The sequence below is a fragment of the Phaeobacter sp. JH20_08 genome (assembly GCF_048056635.1).
GTDB lineage: Bacteria > Pseudomonadota > Alphaproteobacteria > Rhodobacterales > Rhodobacteraceae > Phaeobacter > Phaeobacter bryozoorum.
The window spans coordinates 411,340-434,484 of sequence record NZ_JAYMVV010000005.1 but is presented as its reverse complement, the minus strand read 5'-3'; the positions used below and the strand labels follow the sequence as shown (position 1 = coordinate 434,484).

General features: G+C 62.4%; 24 protein-coding genes. 18 read left to right on the top strand and 6 right to left on the bottom strand.

All coding sequences use genetic code 11. From position 1 onward, the window contains the following. Positions 1 to 25: 25 nt before the first annotated feature. Together VWY75_RS04085 and VWY75_RS04080 are read left to right on the top strand one after the other, a co-directional pair. Positions 26 to 745 carry a CoA transferase subunit A gene (locus VWY75_RS04085; protein WP_340544649.1) on the top strand — a complete coding sequence of 240 codons (720 nt, stop codon included), beginning with the start codon at positions 26 to 28 and terminating at the stop codon, positions 743 to 745. Between the two features lie 12 nt (positions 746 to 757). Next, complete coding sequence (locus VWY75_RS04080) at positions 758 to 1,387, top strand: 3-oxoacid CoA-transferase subunit B (protein ID WP_416534689.1); 630 nt, start codon at positions 758 to 760, stop codon at positions 1,385 to 1,387. Between the two features lie 71 nt (positions 1,388 to 1,458). On the opposite strand, the gene VWY75_RS04075 is transcribed toward VWY75_RS04080, so the two are convergent. Together VWY75_RS04075 and VWY75_RS04070 are read right to left on the bottom strand one after the other, a co-directional pair. Then, positions 1,459 to 1,950 carry a hypothetical protein gene (locus tag VWY75_RS04075; protein WP_416541626.1) on the bottom strand — a complete coding sequence of 164 codons (492 nt, stop codon included), beginning with the start codon at positions 1,948 to 1,950 and terminating at the stop codon, positions 1,459 to 1,461. A gap of 145 nt (positions 1,951 to 2,095) precedes the next feature. Beyond that, positions 2,096 to 3,025 carry a lytic transglycosylase domain-containing protein gene (locus VWY75_RS04070; protein ID WP_416534691.1) on the bottom strand — a complete coding sequence of 310 codons (930 nt, stop codon included), beginning with the start codon at positions 3,023 to 3,025 and terminating at the stop codon, positions 2,096 to 2,098. 354 nt (positions 3,026 to 3,379) lie between these two features. Here VWY75_RS04070 and VWY75_RS04065 point away from each other — a divergent pair, with 354 nt between their 5' ends. The 16 genes from VWY75_RS04065 (at position 3,380) to VWY75_RS03990 (ending at position 19,254) form a co-directional block, all read left to right on the top strand. Next, complete coding sequence (locus tag VWY75_RS04065) at positions 3,380 to 3,565, top strand: hypothetical protein (protein WP_014873714.1); 186 nt, start codon at positions 3,380 to 3,382, stop codon at positions 3,563 to 3,565. Positions 3,566 to 3,655: 90 nt separating this feature from the next. Beyond that, positions 3,656 to 3,832 (top strand): hypothetical protein, encoded by a 177-nt coding sequence (locus VWY75_RS04060; RefSeq protein ID WP_340544635.1) that lies wholly within the window; start codon positions 3,656 to 3,658, stop codon positions 3,830 to 3,832. A 156-nt stretch (positions 3,833 to 3,988) separates the two neighbouring features. After that, a complete protein-coding gene (gene cpaB / locus VWY75_RS04055; protein WP_340544634.1) occupies positions 3,989 to 4,849 on the top strand; it encodes a Flp pilus assembly protein CpaB in 861 nt (286 codons plus the stop codon). 227 nt (positions 4,850 to 5,076) lie between these two features. Further along, positions 5,077 to 6,483, top strand: coding sequence for a type II and III secretion system protein family protein (locus VWY75_RS04050; protein WP_340544633.1), 1,407 nt, complete (start codon positions 5,077 to 5,079; stop codon positions 6,481 to 6,483). 19 nt (positions 6,484 to 6,502) lie between these two features. Beyond that, entirely contained in the window at positions 6,503 to 7,129 is a 627-nt protein-coding gene (locus VWY75_RS04045) for an OmpA family protein (RefSeq protein WP_340544632.1), read from the top strand. 204 nt (positions 7,130 to 7,333) lie between these two features. Next, entirely contained in the window at positions 7,334 to 8,566 is a 1,233-nt protein-coding gene (locus tag VWY75_RS04040; protein WP_340544631.1) for an AAA family ATPase, read from the top strand. A gap of 29 nt (positions 8,567 to 8,595) precedes the next feature. Further along, positions 8,596 to 10,038, top strand: a complete 1,443-nt coding sequence (locus tag VWY75_RS04035) for a CpaF family protein (protein WP_416537317.1) — start codon at positions 8,596 to 8,598, stop codon at positions 10,036 to 10,038. Further along, positions 10,038 to 11,006: a type II secretion system F family protein gene (locus VWY75_RS04030; protein ID WP_340544629.1), complete on the top strand. Its 969-nt coding sequence runs from the start codon at positions 10,038 to 10,040 to the stop codon at positions 11,004 to 11,006. Before VWY75_RS04035 ends, VWY75_RS04030 begins: the two co-directional genes overlap by 1 nt. Positions 11,007 to 11,016: 10 nt before the next feature. Further along, on the top strand, positions 11,017 to 11,997 hold the full coding sequence (locus VWY75_RS04025) for a type II secretion system F family protein (protein WP_340544628.1): 981 nt from the start codon (positions 11,017 to 11,019) through the stop codon (positions 11,995 to 11,997). A 3-nt stretch (positions 11,998 to 12,000) separates the two neighbouring features. Continuing rightward, the gene (locus VWY75_RS04020; RefSeq protein WP_416534695.1) at positions 12,001 to 12,603 is read left to right on the top strand and encodes a tetratricopeptide repeat protein; all 603 of its coding nucleotides are present in this window, start codon (positions 12,001 to 12,003) and stop codon (positions 12,601 to 12,603) included. 40 nt (positions 12,604 to 12,643) lie between these two features. Further along, positions 12,644 to 13,492, top strand: coding sequence for a tetratricopeptide repeat protein (locus VWY75_RS04015; RefSeq protein WP_340544625.1), 849 nt, complete (start codon positions 12,644 to 12,646; stop codon positions 13,490 to 13,492). A gap of 17 nt (positions 13,493 to 13,509) precedes the next feature. After that, the gene (locus VWY75_RS04010) at positions 13,510 to 14,016 is read left to right on the top strand and encodes an A24 family peptidase (protein ID WP_416537316.1); all 507 of its coding nucleotides are present in this window, start codon (positions 13,510 to 13,512) and stop codon (positions 14,014 to 14,016) included. Positions 14,017 to 14,198: 182 nt separating this feature from the next. Next, positions 14,199 to 15,506, top strand: a complete 1,308-nt coding sequence (locus VWY75_RS04005) for an ATPase (RefSeq protein ID WP_340544623.1) — start codon at positions 14,199 to 14,201, stop codon at positions 15,504 to 15,506. 75 nt (positions 15,507 to 15,581) lie between these two features. Next, on the top strand, positions 15,582 to 18,017 hold the full coding sequence (locus VWY75_RS04000; RefSeq protein WP_416537315.1) for a ligase-associated DNA damage response DEXH box helicase: 2,436 nt from the start codon (positions 15,582 to 15,584) through the stop codon (positions 18,015 to 18,017). Between the two features lie 53 nt (positions 18,018 to 18,070). Continuing rightward, positions 18,071 to 18,757 carry a ligase-associated DNA damage response endonuclease PdeM gene (pdeM, locus tag VWY75_RS03995; RefSeq protein WP_340544620.1) on the top strand — a complete coding sequence of 229 codons (687 nt, stop codon included), beginning with the start codon at positions 18,071 to 18,073 and terminating at the stop codon, positions 18,755 to 18,757. 86 nt (positions 18,758 to 18,843) lie between these two features. Then, positions 18,844 to 19,254, top strand: a complete 411-nt coding sequence (locus VWY75_RS03990) for a PaaI family thioesterase (protein ID WP_416537314.1) — start codon at positions 18,844 to 18,846, stop codon at positions 19,252 to 19,254. A 120-nt stretch (positions 19,255 to 19,374) separates the two neighbouring features. Here the strand turns inward: VWY75_RS03990 and folD are convergent, their stop codons facing one another. From folD to VWY75_RS03970, 4 genes are all read right to left on the bottom strand, one after another. Then, a complete protein-coding gene (gene folD, locus VWY75_RS03985; protein WP_416534698.1) occupies positions 19,375 to 20,277 on the bottom strand; it encodes a bifunctional methylenetetrahydrofolate dehydrogenase/methenyltetrahydrofolate cyclohydrolase FolD in 903 nt (300 codons plus the stop codon). Positions 20,278 to 20,315: 38 nt separating this feature from the next. After that, positions 20,316 to 20,621, bottom strand: a complete 306-nt coding sequence (locus VWY75_RS03980; RefSeq protein WP_340544616.1) for a chorismate mutase — start codon at positions 20,619 to 20,621, stop codon at positions 20,316 to 20,318. 57 nt (positions 20,622 to 20,678) lie between these two features. After that, positions 20,679 to 22,355, bottom strand: coding sequence for a formate--tetrahydrofolate ligase (locus VWY75_RS03975; protein ID WP_340544615.1), 1,677 nt, complete (start codon positions 22,353 to 22,355; stop codon positions 20,679 to 20,681). Positions 22,356 to 22,566: 211 nt separating this feature from the next. Then, positions 22,567 to 23,145, bottom strand: coding sequence for an MOSC domain-containing protein (locus tag VWY75_RS03970; RefSeq protein WP_416537313.1), 579 nt, complete (start codon positions 23,143 to 23,145; stop codon positions 22,567 to 22,569).

Below are 23,145 nucleotides of genomic sequence, written 5' to 3'. Positions count from 1 at the left end.
TGGCTGATGATCAAGGGAGATGGATATGAAGAAGGTTTATTCCAACGCTGCCGAAGCGCTGGACGGTGTTCTGCACGATGGCATGTTCATCGCCGCAGGCGGGTTCGGGCTCTGCGGTATTCCGGAACTGCTGTTGCAGGCGATCAAGGATGCGGGCACCAAGGATCTGACCTTTGCCTCCAACAACGCCGGCGTCGATGATTTCGGCATTGGCATCCTGTTGCAGACCCGACAGGTGAAAAAGATGATCTCCTCCTACGTGGGGGAAAACGCCGAATTCATGCGCCAGTATCTCAGCGGCGAGCTGGAGCTGGAGTTCAACCCGCAAGGCACGCTGGCCGAACGTATGCGCGCCGGCGGCGCGGGCATCCCCGGTTTCTTCACCAAGACCGGCGTCGGCACCGTGATTGCCGAGGGCAAGCTGGAAAAGCAGTTCCCCACCGGCCCCGATGGCGCGATGGAGGATTACATCATGGAGGAAGGCATCTTTGCCGACCTCGCCATCGTCAAGGCCTGGAAAGCGGACGAGACCGGCAATCTGGTGTTCCGCAAGACCGCGCGCAACTTCAACGCGCCCGCCGCCACCTGCGGTAAGATCTGCGTGGCCGAGGTTGAGGAAATCGTCCCCACCGGCAGCCTTGACCCGGATTCGATCCACCTGCCCGGTATCTATGTACACCGCATCATTCAGGGCGATCACGAGAAACGCATCGAACAGCGCACCACGCGCCCGGCAGCAAAGTAAGGAGACCGCGACATGGCATGGGACCGCAATCAAATGGCCGCCCGCGCGGCACAGGAGCTGCAGGACGGCTGGTATGTGAACCTCGGCATCGGCATTCCGACGCTGGTCAGCAACCACATCCCCGAAGGCGTCAACGTGACGCTGCAATCGGAAAACGGCATGTTGGGTATGGGCCCCTTCCCGGTTGAGGGCGAGGAGGACGCCGACCTGATCAACGCCGGCAAGCAGACCATCACCGAACTGCCGCAGACCGCCTATTTCGACTCGGCACAGAGCTTTGCGATGATCCGTGGCGGCAAAATCGCCATGGCGATCCTTGGTGCGATGGAAGTGGCCGAAAACGGCGATCTGGCGAACTGGATGATCCCCGGCAAGCTGGTGAAGGGCATGGGCGGCGCGATGGATCTGGTCGCAGGCGTCGGCCGTGTGGTGGTGGTGATGGACCACACCAACAAACATGGCGACAGCAAGGTTCTGAAAGCATGTACCCTGCCGCTGACCGGCAAGGGCGTGGTCGATCGCATCATCACCAATCTCGGCGTGCTGGATGTGGTCGAGGGCGGTCTGAAGATCGTCGAGACCGCCGAGGGCGTCAGCGAGGCAGAGCTGCGCGCCGCCACCGAGGCGACCATCGTCAACTGATCGCCGCAAAGCTGGTTCCAAAGCATATAGAATGAGACGGCCCGCCAGTTCCGCTGGCGGGCCGTCTGGTTTCAGACGCCGGCTGGCGCTTCTGTGGTGCCCGCCTCCGGGCGTTCGCGCGGCCGCAGCGACGACCACAGCGGCAGCTCCACAGGGTTCAGCAGCTCATACATATGAACTCGCGTGTCATGCCAGTTGACGCTCATCTCGCGGCCATCTTCAAACACCATGACACAATAGGCCTCCCCCTGCGGATCGCAGCTGTCCCGCCCCAGCAGGGTGACGATGACCGGATCGACCAGATGACGTTTGAACAGGACCTGCGCCTTGACGGTCTTGCCCGACAGATGCAGCGCCCCGGCAAGTAGTGCCACTGCCAACAGAATATGCCCAAAGCCGGAGAGATGTCCGAGCGGATTGGCCTGCGCCACCCCCGGACCAAAGGCGACAAAGACCAGTCGCCCGAAAAAACCGACAAATGCGATGGTGCCGAACATCATGATATTACCCGTCACCGCATGCGAGCCCGCGGCCAAAGCCGTCGGATCAATCCCTAAATCCAATGCCTGTCTCCGAAATAACTCAAGGTAGAATACGGGCGCGATAAATCAGCCAATTCGGGCGGAAAAATGATCCCATCGGCAGAGCGCGAATATTTTTCGATAAATTGATCCTGACCTGCGCAGAGTTTGGCGGGATCGCATCCGGCTAGTTCATCCGGCGAAAGACACAGCCGTCGGTGATCAGCTCCGGCGGCGTCATGCAAAGCCCCCGCGCCACCTGAAAGGCCGCCAGCACCTTGGGCACGTAATCGCGCGTCTCGGCATAGGGCGGCACCCCGGCATGGCTGCGCACAGCGCCCTCGCCCGCGTTATATCCCGCCAGAACCAGAATCGGATCGCGGTTGAATTCGCCCATCAGCCAGTTCAGGTATTTCACTCCGCCCGCGATATTCTCTGCGCTGTCCAGCGCGTCGCCAACGCCGAAACGTGCGGCGGTGTCCGGCATCAGCTGCATCAGCCCCTGCGCGCCGACGCGGCTGACCGCGTCGGACCGGCCTGCCGATTCCACCGCGATCACCGCCAGGACCAGCGCGGGCGACACATCCGTGCCGACACTGGCCGTCAGGATCTGCACTCCCCGCGCGCTGGCAATGTCCTGCATCAACTGCAACCGGGGGGCGGCAACCGGGGTGTCGCCATCCAGCGCCCGCAGCGCCTTGGCCAGCCGCCCCGGCCCGCTGTCCTCCAGCTTGTCTGAGATGTCCTGCCAGAAACCGGTGTAGCGCCCGCTGTCCGCAGCAGCAGCCGGAACCGCGCCGCCACTGGCAGGCGCCGCAACCGGTGCGGCAGGCGGATCAATCTGGATGGTAATCCGCTGCTTGGTTCCCGGTTTCGGCGGGCGCACGCGTTTGGCCTCAAACTCAGGAAAGGGCGCCGGGGTCACCTTACCCGGCTCCTGCGACCGGGCGGGCGTCGCGCTGCCAGCCCAGAGCACCGCCAGAATCACCAGCGTCGCCACATTGCCACAGATGACTGCGCTGCCCGCGACTGGCAGGCCCGACAACTGGCTCATGCCCTGCCGCTGAGCCGCAATAAGACGGACCAGACGGCGGCGAATGGACTGAAGAAGACTCATGGGGCTGCTCTGCCTCTCCTTTTTCGCAGATGAGACTCGCCGAAGCCCCGGCAAAAATCCAGTTTCGCGCCCCAGATTCTGGCAGATTTGCCATATTTACCAAGATCTGCCGCCTCGAAGCCACGGGTATTGACAAGAGGTAAAATTAATAAGCGTGAAAATTCAATGCCTTACCCGAATACTCGGCAAAAAGTTAAAGTAGGGCAAATGAGTCCGCGTTTCAGCCCAAATCCTGCCACGCTCCGCTGGCTATATAGCTTCACACCAAGTCGAACAGAGCCGAGCAGGAGAGAGCAGGCTCACAACGGACGGCAAGGTCGAAACACACTTTTAGATCCTTTGGAGGGACGTACCATGATCAAATTCATCAAAAACTTCCGTAAAGACGACTCTGGCGCCGTGACCGTTGACTGGGTTGTTCTGACCGCCGCTGTGGCCGCTCTGGCAGGTGTTGTTTACACCTCGATCGAAAACGGCGCGTCGAACCTGACCTCGGCAACCGGCTCCTACCTGGGCACCAAAGGTCCGTCCGACTCCTAAGTCGCTTATGACCTGACGAGTTTGAGGGCCGCGCCTTTTGCCTAAGGCGCGGCCCTTTGCCCAAGGAACCTTCGGCTTACGAGGTCCATTATGAACAGGTTCAAGCATTTCATTGCCAAAGACGACGGCGCAGTCACCGTTGACTGGGTGGTTCTGACCGCTGCGATTGTCGGATTGGTCGTTCTGATCGCCGCCTCCATGGAGGATGGCGCATTGGGGCTGGCCGATCTGCTGGCCGCCTATATGACCAACTGGTCGTTCAGCTGATCCGGTAGTGGCCGAGGCAGCTCGGCAGCCAGACAGAGATTTAAGGTGCGCCAGGCGCGCAACAGGACAGAACGTCCGCCTTAGGCAACGGTTTGACCGACCCAGGCGCCGGTATTGCGTCTGCAATGCCGGCCGCAACTGATGAGAGGTACCACCATGCGTGCAGTATTCGGACTTGTCCTCATTGTCGGAGTCGCCCTCGCCGGGGGGGCTGTGATGATGGCCAAGAACTATATCAGCGCTTACCAGAACGAACTCGCCCGTGAGCGCGCCTCGCGGGGGGAAAACATCCCATTGGTCGATATCTTTGTCGCCAATGACCAGCTGAAGTACGGCGAGCGACTGACCAAGGAACATATCCGCTCCGTTCGCTGGCCCGAAAACGCGATTCCCGAAGGCGCCTTCCTGACCATGGATGCGCTGTTCCCGCCGCAATACCCCGATGATCATCGCGTGGTGCTGCGCCGCATGGAAAAGGACGAGGCGATTCTGGCCGTCAAAGTCACCAAACCCGGTGAGGACGCAGGCATCACCTCGCGCCTGTCCAAGGGGATGCGCGCCTTTGCCATCCGCGTCGATGTCTCCTCCGGCGTGTCCGGCTTCCTGCGTCCCGGTGACCGTGTCGATGTCTACTGGACCGGATCGCTCAATGATCAGGCCGGTGGCCGCAATGGTGAATTCACCCGTCTGATCCAGACCAATATCGAACTGATTGCCGTGGATCAGACTGCAGGTGGCGATCTGGATGGTGCCGTGATTGCCCGCACCGTCACCGCCGCTGTCCGCCCTGAACAGGTTGCGGCCCTGGCCCAGGCCCAGTCCACCGGCCGTCTGTCGCTCTCCCTTGTGGGGGCTGGTGACGACACGGTTGCATCGGTGATCGAGGTTGATCAGCGCAGCCTGCTGGGGCTCAGCGCCATCGAAGCGCCGCAGCAGGCCGAGCAGGAAAAAGTCTGCACCATCCGCACCCGTCGCGGCGCCGAGGTGGTAGAGATCCCGATTCCCTGCACCAACTGATCAGCACCGCGCCTTTCCTGCAAAGGTTTCAGATAGATAACAGATCGAACGTCGCCCCCTCCGGGGCGGCGTTTTTATGTGATTGTTGCTGTCACCCCACAGGTCAGCCACGGTCGCTGCATCCCGGAAGCCTTTGATTCTTGCAAAAATTCGCCGATACGCGCAGAGTGTCCCAAACAATGGGCAATAAGACCCTGTATTGAGGCGTGATCGGAAAGGCAGGTCACATGGCTTTTAGACGGTATGTAGCGGCGGCCCTCACCGGGCTCGCGCTGGTGTGTTTCCCGGTTGCGGATGCGGCCTGGGGCAATGGCCTGCGCGTGGTCAAAAAGGGCACGGCGGCCAATCTTGAGGTGCCGATGAACCGGGCGGTCGTGGTCGAAAGCGATGTGCCCTTCTCCGAGCTCAGCATCGCCAATCCCAGCATCGCCGATATCTCCTCGCTTTCGGATCGCACAATCTACGTGCTGGGCAAGGCGCCGGGTCTAACCACGCTGACCCTGCTCGATGCCTCCGGTCGTCTGATCACCAATGTCGACGTCCGCGTTGCCGCGGATGTCAGCGAATTCAAGGAGCGGCTGCGGCAGATCCTGCCCGGCGAGCGGATCGAGGTCCGTACCGCCAATGACGGTATTGTCCTGTCCGGCGTTGTCTCCAGCTCGTCGCGATTGCAGCGGGCGCTTGATCTGGCCGAACGCTACGCCCCGGAACGGGTCAGCAACCTGATGTCGGTGGGCGGTGTCCAGCAGGTCATGCTGAAGGTCCGTTTTGCCGAGATGCAGCGCACCGTCTCGAAGTCGCTCAGCGCCTCGCTTGGCGTGAAGGGCGGCAACAGCGTCGGCGTCAATGGCGGCACCAGCACACTCAACACCCAGGGCGCGCTGACCAACAGCCTGTCCGGCAATATCCCTGCGGGCAACGACAACACCGGTGCCTTTGTCTTTGGCTTCAACGCCGGGGCCTTTCAGGTGAACCTGCTGCTGGAGGCGCTGGAACAGAAAGGTGTCGTGCGCACCCTGGCTGAGCCGAACCTGTCGGCCCTGTCCGGGCAGGAAGCCAAATTCCTCGCCGGGGGGGAATACCCCATTCCCGTCGCACAGGAAGACGGCATTATTACGATTGAATTCAAACCCTTCGGGATCGAGCTGAACTTCGTTCCGCGGGTGGTGGACGCCGATGTCATCAACCTTGAAATGAAGGCCGCCGTCTCCGCTATTGATCCCACCAACTCGATTGAGCTGAACGGGCTGAATATCGCCGCCTTCTCGCGGCGCGAAACCTCCACCACGGTGGAGCTGCGCGACGGCGAGAGCTTTGCGATTGCCGGCCTGATCCGTGATGAGTTCCGCGACAACTCTTCGCAGCTGCCATGGATTGGCGACGTGCCGGTCCTCGGCTCGCTGTTCCGCAGCGCCAACTACCAGCGCGCGCAGACTGAACTGGTGATCATTGTCAGCGCCCATCTGGTTACGCCGACACGGGGCGAGGCGCTGAGCCTGCCCACCGATCGGATCCGCCCACCCAGCGAAAGCGAGCTGTTCCTGATGGGCCGCGTGGCCAAGGGACAAAAAGGCCCCGCCAGCGAGGTCGCCAAGCAGGACTTCAACGGCTCTTACGGCTATGTGATGGATTGAGCAGAGGAACATGGGGCAGATGATCAGATATGCAGCACTCCTTGGCCTGTCCCTGACAGTGGCCGCCTGCGGATATGAAGCGGGCGAACCGCTGGACCGCTCGGTCTTTGGCAATGCGACCAATTCCAACGCCGCCGTGATGGCCGGAGAGCGCGACTTTGCGATCCAGCTCGCCACCAGGTTTGCCGAGGAAGTGCCAAATACGATCACCTTTGCCTTTGACAGCGCGCAGCTGGATGGCAACGCCCGCGCCGTGCTGGATCAGCAGGCCCATTGGATCAGACAGTTCCCGGAAGTGCGATTCCGTGTCTTCGGCCATACCGACGCCGTCGGCTCTGCCAGCTACAACAAGGCCCTGGGCCTGCGCCGCGCCCGTGCCGCCGTCGCCTATCTCGTCTCGCGGGGCATCAGCCGCAGCCGCTTGGAGGCAGTTGTGTCCTTTGGCGAAACGCAGCCTCTGATCCCCACCTCCGACCGCGAACGCCGCAACCGTCGCACCGTGACCGAGGTCAGCGGTTTCCTGAAGCGCCATCCCACTGTTCTGGATGGAAAATATGCGCAGATCATCTACCGCGAATATGTCGAAAGCGCGGTGCCACGCACGTCTCTGACCAGCGAACGGTCGATCAGGACCACCCTGGAATAAGCGCAGGACGACAGGGTTGACCGCGGTTAACCCTGTTCAGGCTTCATTAGGAATTCCCCACAAATGGGCCGCCTTGGCCCCAATCTCGCCCAGATCTTCACCGACATTGTTCTCAAGAGGTAATGTGCGTCCAAATGCCGGACGTGCGTGCTAGCGTGCTCTGGCCAACATGGTGCGACACGCCCCGAGAGAAGGATTACGGTGATGAGCAGCGGTATGCCGCAGACAGAAGCGAACGCGATTGTTGCCTGCACGATCAGCCGCGACGTGCAGAACTTTGACCTGCTGATCGAAGACATGGAAGCCACCATGGGCGAAGCCTGGGGCGATCTCGGCTTTACCGAGGCGCTGGCCTTCTTCAACCAGAGCGAAGCCGAAGCGCTGGAATTTGTGGCGCTGGCGCTGGACAGCGCCGACGAAGACAATCTGCAATTGATGGGCACCATCATCACCGAGGCAAAGTCCCGCAATATCAAGGTGATCCTGATTGCCGAGGACGTGACCCCCGCCGCGCTGCACAGCCTGCTGCGCCAGGGGGCCGATGAATTCATCCCCTACCCGCTGCCCGAGGGAGAGCTGCAGGCCGCCATCGAACGGCTGCGCCTGGCCGAGGCCGAACGCACCGCCCAACCGCAGCACGCTCTGAAAACCGGCAGCCAGCGCGACGGCGCGGTCATCGTCTGCCACGGTCTGGCCGGCGGCAGCGGTTCAACCACGCTGGCGGTAAATCTCGCCTGGGAGCTGGCGCAGCTTTCCACATCGGAGACCCCGCGCGTCTGCCTTCTGGATTTTGACCTGCAATACGGGTCCGTCGCAACCTATCTCGACCTGCCGCGCCGCGAGGTGGTGATGGAGATGCTGAGCGATACCGAGAATCTCGACGAAGACATCTTTGGCCAGGCGCTGGTCACCTATGAGGACAAGCTACAGGTGCTGACGGCGCCGGTGGATATGATCCCGCTGGAATTCATCACCCCCGAAGATATCGAACGGGTGGTAACGCTGGCGCGCAGCCATTTTGATTTTGTCGTCATCGACATGCCCCACACGCTGGTGCAATGGTCTGAAACCGTTCTCAATATGGCGCATGTCTATTTCTCCATGGTCGAGCTGGACATGCGGTCGGCGCAGAATGCGCTGCGCCTGAAACGCGCTCTGCAATCGGAGGAGCTGCCGTTTGAAAAGCTGCGCTTCGCATTGAACCGCGCACCGAAGTTCACCGACCTCAGCGGCAAGAGCCGCGTCAAGCGTATGGCGGAATCCTTGGGTATTTCTATCGACCTGCAGCTGCCCGACGGCGGCAAACAGGTTGCGCAGGCCTGCGACCACGGCACCCCGCTGGCCAGCTCGGCTGCCAAGAACCCGCTACGCAAGGAAGTTCTGAAACTGGCCCAATCGCTGCATGACCTCGGTCAAAGCGACGCTGCGGCGGCCTGAACCCAGATTTAACCAGGGGCGTTCCTTTCATGTTCTCGAAGTATAAAAAACAATCCGCCACCCCTCGCGCCGCGGCGCAGCCGGCGCCCGTGGCCACGCCCGCCCCGCAAAAAGCCGCCCCGGCCGTCTCCATGCGCCGACCAATGGTCGGCACTCCCGCCGAGGCCGCCCCGGCGGACAAGGAACGCAAGCGCAAGGAGCGGATGGGTGAGATCAAGATCCAGCTCCACCGCGAGCTGCTGGACAACCTGAACCTCGCAGCACTGGAACGCGCCAGCGAGGCGGAACTGCGCGCCGAGATTTCCTCCATCGCCACCGAAATCCTTGAGGAAAAAGGCATCGTTCTCAACCGTGAGGACCGCCAGACCCTGACCAAGGAGCTCTATGACGAGGTCACCGGCCTTGGCCCGCTGGAAACCCTGCTTCAGGACGATACGGTCAACGATATCCTTGTGAACGGCCCGCATCAGGTTTTTGTCGAACGCGACGGCAAGCTGCAGATGTCGGATGTCACATTCAAGGATGAAAAGCACCTGATGCGGATCATCGACAAGATCGTCTCCGCCGTGGGTCGCCGTGTCGATGAAAGCAACCCTTACGTGGACGCCCGTCTTGCCGACGGCTCGCGCTTTAACGCCATGGTGCCGCCCGTCGCGGTCGATGGCTCGCTGGTGTCGATCCGTAAATTCAAAAAGGACAAGCTGGGCATTGACGATCTGGTCAGCTTCGGCGCCTTCACCGAAGAGATGGCTGCCTATCTTCAGGCCGCTGTCTCCACGCGCCTGAATGTCATCGTTTCCGGCGGGACCGGCTCTGGTAAGACCACCACGCTCAATGCGCTGTCGTCCTTCATCGACAATGCCGAACGCATCCTGACCATCGAGGATACGGCGGAACTTCAGCTGCAACAGACCCATGTGGGCCGGATGGAAAGCCGCCCGCCCAACGTCGAGGGTCGCGGCGAGGTTTCCCCCCGCGACTGTCTCAAGAACGCCCTGCGGATGCGCCCGGACCGGATCATCGTGGGCGAGACCCGCGGCGAGGAGGTCATCGACATGTTGCAGGCGATGAACACCGGCCACGACGGGTCCATGACCACGATCCACGCCAACTCCGCCCGCGACGGCATCTCGCGTCTGGAAAACATGATCGCCATGGCCGGCATCGAAATGCCGATCAAGGCGGTACGCAGCCAGATCGCATCGGCGGTCAACATCATCGTGCAGGCCTCGCGCCTTCAGGACGGGTCGCGCCGCATGACCTCGATCACCGAAATCACCGGCATGGAGGGCGATGTGATCTCGATGCAGGAAATCTTCCGCTTCCAGCGCGTCGGCCTGACCCCGGACAACAAGATCATCGGCCATTTCACCGCCACCGGCGTGCGCAGCCACTACTCCGAGCGCTTCCGCCTCTGGGGCTATGACCTGCCCGCGTCGATCTATGAACCCACCGTGATGGAGGCCCGCTGATGCAACTGAGTGCAGAACCGATCATCTACGGCCTGATCTTCATCGGCGTCTTGGTGCTGGTCGAAGGTCTCTACCTGGTGACATTCGGCAAATCCATCAGCCTCAACAGCCGCGTGAACCGCCGTCTGGAAATGATGGACAAGGGCGGCAACCGCGAACAGGTGCTGGAACAGCTGCGCAAGGAAATGCGCCAGCATATGAGCGCCAAGTCGATCCCGCTCTATTCCCTTCTGGCTGAACGCGCTCAGAAGGCGGCCATCGCCTTCTCACCGCGCCAGCTGATCATGATCATGGGCGGCGTCGCGGCCATCGCCTTTGTCGGTCTCAGCGTCGGCACCAGCGCCGAACTGCCGCTGCGCCTGCTGGCCTCGGTGATCATCGGCGTCGGCGCCGTGTTCTTCTGGGTCAACAAAAAAGCCGCCAAACGCATGGCGATGATCGAAGAACAGCTGCCCGATGCGGTCGAACTGATGGTGCGCTCCCTGCGCGTCGGCCATCCGTTTTCCTCTGCCGTGCAGATCGTCGCCAATGAGGTCGAAGACCCGCTGGCCACGGAATTTGGCGTGATCGCCGACGAAAGCGCCTATGGCCGCGATGTCGGCGAGGCGCTGAAGGAAATGGCCGAACGTCTGGACATGCAGGACATGCGCTTCCTTGCCGTGGCCGTCACCATCCAGCAGCAATCCGGTGGTAACCTCGCCGAGGTGCTGGCCGGTCTGGCCAAGGTGATCCGCGCCCGCTTCCGCCTGTTCCGCCGCGTGAAGGCCATCACCGCCGAGGCGCAGTGGTCCGGAAAATTCCTCTCCGGCTTTCCGCTGTTCTGTCTGGGCGGCATCCTGGCCAAGGATCCAGGCTATTACGACAGCGTGATCGACCATCCCTGGTTCATTCCCGCCTGCTTTGTTGTCGGCGCCATGCTGACCGTCAACCTCTTCGTCATGCGGATGCTGACGAACATCAAGGTGTGAGGCAATAATCATGACATCCCTGAGCGATATCAACGACCTGCTGACCTCCCATCTTGGCCCCTTCGGCCCGCTTCTGGTGGTCGGGCTGATCGGCCTCTTCATGATCCTGCTGGCGATTCCGCTGCTGCTGAACCAGCCCGAGGATCCGCTGAAGAAGCTGCAAAAAAGCATGTCGGCCAGCACCCAGACCAAACCGAAAAAGGAACGTCTGCGGCAGGCCGATCGCAACGAGCAGCTGCAGAAATTCGCCTCCTTTCTGGAGCCGCAGGACGCCGCCGAACTCTCCAAGATGGAGCTGAAGCTGCGTCAGGCCGGCTATCAGTCCAAGGACTCGGTCCGCTTTTTCCACTTTGCACAGTTTGCCCTTGGCCTCATCGGCCTCGCCGCGGGTCTGTTCTATGTCTACGTGCTGAATGCGGACATGGAATATGACAGCCAGCAGATGGTGATCCGCATCATCGGCCCCGGTGCCGCCGCCTATATGCTGCCGAAATACTGGATCACCCGCCGCATCGAGGAGCGCAAACAGGAGATCACCTCGGGCTTTCCTGACGCGCTGGACATGATGCTGGTCTGCGTCGAGGCAGGTCAGTCGCTGGATCAGGCGATTGTGCGCGTGGCCAAGGAGCTGCATGCCTCCTACCCGGCGCTGGCCGAGGAATTCGAGGTGGTTGCCCAGGAGATGAAGGCCGGCAAGGACAAGGATAAGGTCATGCGCGACATGGGCACCCGCTGCGGCGTGCAGGATGTGTCCTCCTTTGTGACCGTGATGATCCAATCCGCCACCTTCGGCACCTCGATTGCGGAGGCACTGCGGGTCTATGCCAGCGAAATGCGGGACAAGCGCGTCATGCGCGCCGAAGAGGCCGCAAACAAGTTGCCAACCAAAATGACCCTTGCCACAATGACCCTGACGGTGCCGCCGCTGCTGATCATTCTGGTCGGACCCTCGGCACAGGGCATCGCCAATCTGGGCAATATGAGCAAATAACACATGATGACATTGGGTTGGGCCATCCCCTCCCGTCTCTATCGACTGATCCCCGCCACCCTCGCGCTTGCGTTGGTGGCGGCTTGCATGTCGCCGGGCGGAAAACCGGATCCAAAGGATCCCCTTGGCGCGCCCGCCCTGCCCGGCGTTGATCCCCGTGGCACCGCCGAAAGCGGGCTTATTGTCGGGCACCGTCTGATGGCCGCCGCCGAGTATGAGCTGGCGCTGGATGCCTTTACCCGCGCCGCATTGGAAGAGGGTCTCAGCGCCGAGGTGCTCTCTGGCCTCGGGACCGCAAATCTGGGGCTGGGCCGTCTGGGTCAGGCCGAAACCCAGCTGCGCCGCGCGGTCGCAAAGGATCCCAACTGGCCTGCGGCGATGAACAATCTCGGCGTGGTGCTGATGGAGCGGCAGAAATACCCGGAGGCCGAGCAGACCCTGCGCCGCGCCTTCGCCCTCGATAATGGCGAAAGTGACGCAATCCGTGAAAATTTCCGCCTTGCCCTCGCAAAACTTGATCAGAACACGCATAGTGATCCGCAACAAAAAGGCTATGCACTGGTGCAACGCGGAGGGGGCAGCTACCTGATTCGCACGTCCCAGTGACGCAAGGCCTAGAGGCAAAGCAGCACAGAGGACGCAAAAAATGCGCCAGCAGATTTTCGTATCCGCATGTCTGGTCGGTGGGCTTGTCCTGTCGGCCTGCGCCAAGGACGACACCGAAGCCGTGGACCGCGCCTTTCAGGAGGTGAATGTGGTTGACGAGAGCAATCTCAACGATGTGATGCTGACGGTTGCCGATCCAAACGAAGCCGTCACCTATTTTCAGCGCACCGTCAAATCCGCACCCGACCGGATCGACCTCAACCGCGGGCTGGCGATCTCGCTGATCCGCGCCAAGCGCAACACCGAAGCGGTTGCCGCCTGGAAAAAAGTCGTCTCGCTGCCCGAGGCCACCGATGAGGACCGTATCGAACTGGCCGACGCGCTGATCCGCACCAGCAACTGGGACGAGGCCAAGGCCACTCTCGACAAGGTGCCGCCCACCCATGAGACCTACAAACGCTACCGGCTGGAGGCGATGGTCGCCGACTCGGAACAGGACTGGAAACGCTCCGACAGCTTTTACCAGACCGCCGTCGGCCTCACGACACAGCCCGCCCGCGTGATGAACAACTGGGGCTATTCGAAACTGACCCGTGGCGATTATGCCGAAGCCGAGCGCCTGTTCGGCGATGCCATCCGTCAGGATCAGTCGCTGTTCACCGCCAAGAACAATCTGGTGCTGGCCCGTGGCGCGCAGCGCAACTACACGCTGCCGGTGATCCCGATGGATCAAGTCGAACGCGCCCAGCTGCTGCACACGCTGGCGCTATCGGCTGTAAAACAGGGCGACGTGCAGACCGGCGAAAGCCTGCTGCGGCAGGCGATCTCGACCCATCCGCAGCATTTCGACGCGGCGGCGCGCGCACTTGCTGCGCTGGAAAACGGCTAAGACCGGAGCCCCACCCCATGCTGATCTCGGCCCATGTCGCCCTGTGGTTCCTGCCCTTTGTGGTGCCGCTCTGCTGTGTGGTCGCGCTGAATGACCTGCGCCATATGCGGATCCCGAACTGGACCGTGGATCTTCTGGCCGTGATCTTTGTCCTTGTCGGCCCCTTCCTGATGAGCTGGACGGACTATGGCTGGCAGTTGCTGCATCTGCCCATCGGCATCGGCCTTGGCTTCCTGTGCTACAGCGCGGGCATGGTCGGCGCAGGGGACGCCAAATTCGCCGGTGCCGCAGCCCCCTTTGTGGTGTTTGGCGATCTCTCGGTGGTGGTGATGATCTTCTCCGCCATGCTGCTGGCCGGGTTCCTCACCCATCGCATCGCGAAATACACCCCCCTGCGCCGTCTTGCCCCGCATTGGAAGAGCTGGGAGGTCGGCAGCAAGTTTCCAATGGGCCTCTGCCTTGGCGGCACGCTGGTCGCCTATCTGCTGCTCGGCAGCCAGCTGGGTCAGAGCGCCCCGGTCTGAGGCATCCCGGTCCAGATCGCCCCCGACTGACAATTTCCTAAAATGCCCCGCATGTGGTCGGCCCCTTCGCGGAAATGCACCAGCTTTGCCCCGCTTGTGCCACAGTGCTGAATAAACTCTTGTCTGAACAGTCGGGCGCCACCGGGCGCAACATTGAACAATCGAGACAGGCAGGCCGCAGCATGAACATGCAGACATCCGCCGTAGTGGCACCCCCTACCCCGCGCGGGCTGGAGCAGATGCAGCTCCCGATGGTGATGATGCGGGATATCCTGCTCAAAACCATTTTCCGCAAGACCTGCGAAAACGTCAGCGAAATCGCCGCCGCCATCTGCCTGCCGATCCCGGTGACGCAGGAACTGGTCGATATCGCCCGCGAACAAAAGCTGCTGGAGGCAACCGGTACGCTCAACGCCAACAGCGGCAATGAAATGGGCTATCAGCTGACCGAGGCGGGCAAAGCCCGCGCGCTGGATGCGCTCAGCCAGTCCGAATATTACGGCGCCATGCCGGTGCCGCTGCACATCTACCGCGAACAGGTCAAACGCCAGTCAATCCGCAATATTCTGGTCACCCGCCAGCAACTGCTCGGTGCAATGGGCCATCTGGTCCTGCCCGACAGCCTGCTCGACCACCTCGGCCCCGCTGTCAGCGCCGGCCGCTCGATCCTGATGTATGGCCCGCCCGGCAACGGGAAATCCTCCATCTCCAACGGCATCCGCGACGCGCTGGGGGATCACGTCTACGTGCCGCGCGCGATTGAATATGCCGGTCAGGTGATCACGGTCTATGATCCCATCGTTCACACTGCCGTGCCGCTGCCCGAGGACGACCCCAACAGCCTGCGCCGCGCCCGCCGCTTTGACAGCCGCTATGTCTGCTGCGAACGGCCCACGGTGGTGACCGGGGGCGAGCTGTCCCTGTCGATGCTGGATCTGGTCTACAACCCAACCGCGCGCACCTATCAGGCGCCGTTGCAGCTGAAATCCACCGGCGGCATCTTCATCGTCGATGACCTGGGCCGCCAGGCAGAGTCACCGCAGGCGCTGGTCAACCGCTGGATCGTGCCGCTGGAAGAGGGCCGCGATATCCTTTCGCTGCAATCGGGCGAGAAATTCGAGGTGCCCTTTGACACGCTGGTGATCTTCTCCACCAACTTCCACCCCAATGAGATCTTCGATCAGGCGGCGCTGCGGCGGATCTTTTTCAAGATCAAGATCGACGGGCCAAATCAGGAAAACTTTCTCAAGATCTTCGCCATGGTCGCCCAGAAGAAAGGCGTGCCCCTGGACGAGGCGGCGCTGGTGCATCTTCTGAAACGCAAATATCCGACCATCGACAATATCTACGCCAACTACCAGCCGGTGTTCCTGATCGACCAGATGAAGGCGATCTGCGATTTCGAAGGCATCCCCTATCAGATGTCTCCCGACCTCATCGACCGCGCCTGGGCCAATATGTTCGTCAAGGACGAACACATCGTCAAATGAGCCACCCCAAAGTTTTTTGATAAACTTTGGCCAGAACGTTTAGAAAAGTTCTGCCACCGCGCCTAGATAAGTCGGATGAGCAGTCTTCCCGATGTCATCACCGCCTGGTTCCACGACCGTGGCTGGACCATTCACCCGCACCAGCAAGAGATGCTGGCGCGCGCGGATGATCCGGCAACGCTGCTGATCGCCCCGACCGGCGGCGGCAAGACGATGGCGGGTTTCCTGCCCACTCTTGCCGATCTTGCAACCGGCGAACACCGCGGGCTGCACACGCTCTACGTCTCGCCGCTGAAGGCGCTGGCGGCGGATATCAAACGCAACCTGCGCACCCCGGTCGAGGAGATGGGCCTGCCCATCCGCATCGACGACCGCACCGGTGACACGCCCGCCTCCCGCAAGCGCAGCCAGCGCGCCGACCCGCCGCATATCCTGCTCACCACACCTGAAAGCCTCGCCCTGCTCACCTCCTATGAGGACGCGCCGCGGATGTTTGCGGGACTGAAACGAGTGGTACTGGACGAGATCCACGCCCTCGCCGAGAGCAAGCGCGGCGACCAGCTGATGCTCGCCCTGACCCGGCTTCAGGCGATCTGTCCGGACATGCGCCGCGTCGGCCTTTCGGCCACCGTCGATGACCCCGCCGCCATCGCGCAGTATCTGGCCCGCCACCCGGATCCCTGCGATATCGTGCTGGCCGATCCTGGCCCCGCCGCTGATATCCAGATGCTGCACACGGATGCAGCCCCGCCCTGGTCCGGGGGCGGCGCTGCCCATGCCATCCCCGCCGTGCTGGAGCAGATCAAGGCGCATAACACCACGCTGATCTTCCACAACACCCGCGCCCAGGCAGAGATCTTCTTTCACAACCTCTGGCTTGCCAATGATGACGCGCTACCGATCGGCATTCACCATGGCTCACTCGACCGGGTGCAGCGGGACCGGGTCGAGGCAGCGATGGTGCGCGGAGAGCTGCGCGCAGTGGTCTGTACCGGCTCGCTTGATCTGGGCATCGACTGGGGGGACGTCGATCTGGTGATCCAGATCGGCGCGCCGAAGAACGTGAAACGGCTGGTCCAGCGCATCGGCCGCGCCAACCACCGCTACAATGCCCCCTCCAAGGCGCTTCTGGTGCCGGCCAACCGGTTTGAGGTGGTGGAATGCCGTGCCGCCCTTGAGGCGGTGGAGGCAGGCACGCTTGATGGCAGCCCGCGCACACCCGGCCCCCGCGACGTGCTCTGCCAACACATCCTGATCCGCGCCTGCGCCGGTCCCTTCGCCGCCGATGACCTTTATGCCGAGGTCACGGGAGCCGGCGCCTATGCCAGCCTCAGCCGGGCTGAATTCGACGCCTGCCTCGATTTCTGTGCCACCGGCGGCTACGCCCTCCGGGTCTATGACCAGTGGCAACGGCTGCTGCAACGTCCCGACGGGATGTGGCAGCTGCGCGACCCCCGCGCCGCCCGCCGCATCCGCATGAACATTGGCACCATTCAGGACGCCGACCTCCTGAAGGTCCGACTCAAACGCAGCCGCGGCGGCAAACCGCTTGGCGAGGTCGAAGAGAGCTTTGCCGCCACCCTCACCCCGGGCGACACCTTCCTCATCGGCGGCCAGATCGTGCGGTATGAATCGCTGCGCGAAATGACGGTCGAGGTCAGCCGCAATGCCAGCCGGAAACCGAAGGTCGCGGTCTTCTCCGGCACCAAATTTGCCACATCGACCCAGCTCAGCACCCGCATCCTCGATATCCTGCAACGCGACAGCTGGCCCGATCTGCCACCGCACACCGCCGACTGGCTGGCGCTACAGCGCGAGGTCTCACAGATGCCCCGCCGGGGCCAGCTGCTGCTCGAAAGCTTTCCCTTCCGGGGCCGCGAACACCTCTGCATCTACGGGTTTGCCGGGCGCAATGCGATGCAGACCCTCGGTCTGTTGCTGACCAAACGGATGGAAGAGCTGTCGCTCGATCCGCTTGGCTTTGTCGCCACCGATTATGCCACGCTGATCTGGGGGCTCAGCCCGGTTGACGACCCCGCCCCGCTGTTCGATCCTGCCGAGCTGCGCGCGGGTCTGGACGGCTGGCTCGCGGGCAATGCGGTGATGAAACGCAGCTTCCGCGCGGTGGCCACCATCGCGGGGCTGATCGAACGCAACACCCCCGGCCAGCGCAAGAACGGACGACAGGCGACATTCTCCTCCGACATCCTCTACGACACGCTCCGTAAATATGATCCCGATCACCTGCTCTTGGACATCACCCGGCAGGAGGCGCTTGGCGGGCTGGTGGATTTCGGCCGCATCGAGGAACTGCTCAGCCGCATCAAGGGAAACATCACCCTCAACAGGCTGTCGCAGATCTCACCGCTGGCCGCGCCGCTGCTGCTGGAGGCAGGCAAGGTCCCGGTGAAAGGTGCCGCCCAGGAAAAGCTGCTGCAACGCGAAACCGAAGAGCTGATGCGCAGCGCCGGGCTGGCAGAGCTGGCTCCGCCCGGCGCTGCGTCACCCTGACGGCTGAATCTGCCGTCTTGCACCGTCCCGCAAAACCGGCGATCAGAGCAGCCATGACCGGCTATGATCTCTCCCTCGCAGGCCAGCGCCTCACCGCGCTTGGTGCTGGTGCGCTCTGGTGGCAGGCGCAGGGGCTGCTCTGTGTCTCCGACCTGCATCTGGGCAAATCCGAACGCCAGCTCCGGCGCGGCGGCCCGGCCCTGCCCCCCTATGAAACCCGCGATACCCTTCAGCGTCTTGCCGCGGTGCTTGACCAGACCCGTCCTGAAACGGTCATCTGCCTCGGCGACAGCTTCGACGATGACGCGGCGGCAGCCGCCTTGTCAGATGCCGACCAAACCCGTCTCGACCAGCTGATCGCGGCTCATCGCTGGATCTGGATCACCGGCAATCACGACCCTGCCCCCAGCGGGCTGGCGGGCGACGCCTGTGACAGCCTGACCCTCGGCCCGCTGCTGTTTCGTCACATCGCCGACCCCACCTTCAAGAGCCACACCGGCGCTGAGACCCCGGGCGAAGCTGCCGCCGAGATATCCGGCCACTACCACCCAAAGGCGCGTCTGCGCGGCAGCGCCCGGCCTGCGTTTCTTGCCGATCACCAGCGCCTGATCCTGCCCGCCTTTGGCACCTATACCGGCGGTCTCTGCACCACCAACCCGGCGCTCTCGGATCTCATGGCGCCGCGGGCCCTCGCCATCCTCACCGGCCCGCGTCCGCTGCCCTGCCCGATGCCACGCTGACCCGCCGCGGCGGATCTGCGCGCGGCGTCACCTCCCCATCGCAGCACGCGCGGTCTATGCTGGCTGCACATGCGAAAGGGACAGCCATGATCGAACAGCGCATCCGCGACAGCTTTGCCAGACAGAGCATGATGCAAACATTGGGTGCCGAGGTTGCCAGCGTCGGCACCGGCACCGTGACCATCTCCGCGCCCATCCTGCCGGGCAGCCGCCAGCAGCACGGCGTCGCCCATGCGGCGCTCAGCTTTGCCATCGGAGACAGTGCCGCAGGCTATGCCGCTCTGACCCTGATGCCCGAGGACAGCGAGGTGATGACCGCCGAGATGAAGATCAATCTTCTCGCACCGGGTGCAGGCGATATGCTGCGCGCCACGGGCCAGGTCATCAAACCCGGCCGCCGTCTGATCATTGTCACCGCCGAGGTCCACGCCATCACCGGAGAGGATGAAAAACTGATCGCCCTGTTGCAGGGCACCATGGTGCCGGTCGCGGCCTGATCCGCGCGCCCTGATCCGCAGGTTTTTCCCACCTGTCACTTTTCCAAAAAATACTCCCGCCGGAGGCATCCGACGGGAGCAGCAGATCTCAGCCATCCGCAGATAGCAGGTCGGTTTGGATCAGGCGGTCAGCCCTTCCGGCTCCGCCAGACCATTGGCGCGGCAACAGGCGGTCACGGTATTGGCCAGCAGGCAGGCGATGGTCATCGGGCCGACGCCACCGGGCACCGGGGTGATTGCGCCCGCGCGCGCGGCCGCACTCTCAAAATGCACATCGCCCACCAGACGGGTCTTGCCCTCGCCTTTTTCCGGTGCGTCGATCCGGTTGATGCCCACGTCGATGACGGTGGCGCCTTCCTTGATCCAATCGCCAGGCACCATTTCCGGGCGGCCCACAGCGGCAACCACGATATCCGCGCGGCGGACAACATCCGGCAGATCCTTGGTGCGGCTATGTGCGATGGTCACGGTGCAGCTATCGCCCAGCAACAGCTGCGCCATCGGCTTGCCAACGATATTGGAGCGGCCAATGACAACCGCGTCCATGCCCGACAGCGAGCCATGATAGTCGCGCAGCATCATCAGACAGCCAAGCGGCGTGCAGGGCACCATGCTTTTCTGACCAGTGCCCAGCAGGCCCACGTTGGAAATGTGGAACCCGTCCACGTCCTTTTCCGGCGCGATGGAATTGATGATCAGGTCTTCGTTCAAATGACCCGGCAGCGGCAGCTGCACGAGGATGCCATGCACCGAGGGATCCTTGTTCAGCTGATCGACCACCGCCAGCAAGTCCTCTTCGGAGGTGTCGGCCTCCAGCTTGTGCTCAAAGGAGTTCATGCCCGCTTCAACGGTCTGCTTGCCCTTGGAGCGCACATAGACCTGGCTTGCCGGATCTTCACCCACCAGAACCACCGCAAGACCGGGGGTGATGTCATGCTCTTCCTTCAACCGGGCCACGTGGCCTGCCACCTTCTCGCGTACGGTGGCGGCAAAGGCCTTGCCGTCGATGATATTCGCTGCCATTGCTTCTGTCCTCTTGCTGCGCGCCGCTCCGGGCCGCGTTACTCCTCGCGAATGATCTGTGCCTCGCGGGCTATCGACCATTCCACAAGCTGGCGCCACAGGCGCTCGACCAGATCGGGATCAAGCCCTGCCGTGCTGGCCGTCATCCGGGCATTCCCGACCACTTCTTCGACACGGGCCGGTATGCGCGCGGGCCAGTTATTGGCCGCCTTCAGCTCGATCGCACGGTCGATATAGCCCGCCCGCTCGGCCAACAGGGCAATCAGCTCCCGGTCCAGCCTGTCGATCTGCTGCCGCAGCGCCGGCATGTCGGCACAGTCCTGCGGCGGGTGTCGTTCGCTCATCTTTAAACTCCTGCGGCCCGAGGGGATCCTCGGGCCGCAGATTGCCTATTTCAGGCCTTAGAACAAGCCTTCGATCTGGCCTGCGTCATTCAGGCGGATCGTTTCCGATGCCGGTTTGCGGGGCAGACCCGGCATGGTCATGATCTCGCCGCAGACCACGACGATGAAACCGGCCCCCGCCGACAGGCGAACTTCGCGCACGGGAACCGAATGGCCGGTCGGCGCGCCGCGCAGGTTCGGATCGGTGGAGAAGGAATACTGCGTTTTCGCCATGCAGACCGGCAGGTTGCCATAGCCAGCCGCTTCCCATTCCTTCAGCTGGTTGCGGATCTTCTGATCGGCCAGCACCTCGTCGGCGCGGTAGATGCGCTTGGCGATGGTTTCGATCTTCTCGAACAGCGGCATCTCGTCGGGGTAGATCGGCGAGAAGTTGGCTTTGCCGGAGTCGGCCAGCTCAACCACTTTATGGGCCAGATCGGCGGAGCCTTCGGAGCCCAACTCCCAGTGGCGCGACAGCACCGCTTCGACGCCATGGGTGGCGCAGTAATCCTTGACCGCCTGCACTTCGGTCTCGGTGTCGGTGACAAAGTGGTTGATCGCAACCACCACCGGCACGCCAAAGGATTTGACGTTCTCGATATGACGGCCGAGGTTGGCACAGCCCTTGTTGACCGCTTCGACGTTTTCCGCGCCGAGGTCAGCCTTGGCCACGCCACCGTTCATCTTCATCGCGCGCACGGTCGCAACCAGCACCACAGCCGAGGGTGCGATGCCTGCCTTGCGGCATTTGATGTTCATGAACTTCTCAGCGCCAAGATCCGCACCAAAGCCTGCTTCGGTGACAACATAGTCAGCCACTTTCAGCGCGGTCTTGGTTGCGATCACGGAGTTACAGCCGTGGGCGATATTCGCGAAGGGACCACCGTGGACAAACGCCGGGTTGTTTTCCAGGGTCTGCACCAGGTTCGGCTGCATCGCGTCCTTCAAGAGAACGGTCATCGCGCCTTCCGCCTTGATGTCGCGGCAGTAAACCGGGGTCTTGTCGCGGCGGTAGGCCACGATGATGTCGCCCAGACGCTTTTCCAGGTCCTTCAGGTCGTTGGCGAGGCAGAGGATCGCCATGACTTCGGAGGCCACGGTGATGTCAAAACCGGTTTCGCGCGGGAAGCCGTTGGAGACGCCACCAAGGGAGGCGGTGATCTGGCGCAGGGCGCGGTCGTTCATGTCGACCACACGACGCCATGCAACACGGCGGATGTCGATATCGCACTCATTGCCCCAGTAGATGTGATTGTCGATCATTGCCGACAGCAGCGAGTGGGCCGAGGTGATGGCGTGGAAGTCACCGGTGAAGTGGAGGTTCATCTCCTCCATCGGAACAACCTGCGCGTAACCGCCACCTGCGGCGCCGCCCTTCATACCGAAGTTCGGACCCAGCGAGGCCTCGCGGATACAGATCATCGCGTTCTTGCCGATGCGGTTCAGACCGTCACCCAGACCAACCGTGGTGGTGGTCTTGCCTTCGCCCGCAGGCGTCGGGTTGATCGCGGTCACCAGGATCAGCTTGCCGTCTTCCTTGCCCTGAACCGAATTGATGAAGTCCTGGCTCACCTTGGCCTTGTCGTGGCCGTAGGGCAGCAGATCATCGCTGGAGATGCCGATCTTGGCGCCAATTTCCTGGATCGGACGCTTCTGCGCCTCGCGGGCGATTTCGATGTCACTCTTGTAGCTCATGGCCGGTTTCCTGAATTGTGATGTCGCGAGTTACATGGGCACAGCCGTGCCGGTTTCCCGCAAGACTTAGCCCTTCTGCGACATTCCATGCGCGTGATTTCCGACATGATCAGGCATTGAAACGGCGTTCGCTCCCCCTAGGGCATCCAAAGATTGCCAATCGTGCCGCGTCAACGCCTATCGGCAACCGGCGGCGCAGACATGCCCCGACTCAGGGTGCCCAGGCAGGCTGGTCCGGCACAAACAGGCGCAGGCTTTCGCCCTGCCTCAGCACGCCGGGCCGCTCGACCCAGGCCACCACACCGCGTCTGCCGGTGGCTGCCGGCTTGAACTTCGGACCAAAGCCCGCGTGGTCCTTCTCGATCTCCTTGGCCGGGAAAATGCAGGGCCGGTTCTCAAGATCGATTGTCAGCGTCACCCCATCCGGCCCCTGCAAGCGGCTGGAGGGTGGCAGATGGCTAAGGTCGGGAATACCGCGCAGCACCAGCGTCGCGCCAAGGTGGACGGGATCAATCCGCTCCATCCCCATATCAGCGGCGATCAACGCCAGCTCTTCTTCCGACAGGATGCTGATCTGGCGCAGGTTTCGGATTTCCGTGCCCTCGGGATGCAGATTGCGCACCCGCACACAGGAGGCGCGCAAGGCGCCCGCGTGGCGCTCGCCTTCGATGCCGTCAAACCCCAGCGTCAGCGCGTCCCGCGGCTCGGACCGCAGCCCACCGGTGGCAGCCGGAACATAGCCGATCCAGGTCACTTGTCCCTGAAACTCCGTTTCGCGCATCACTGGCAT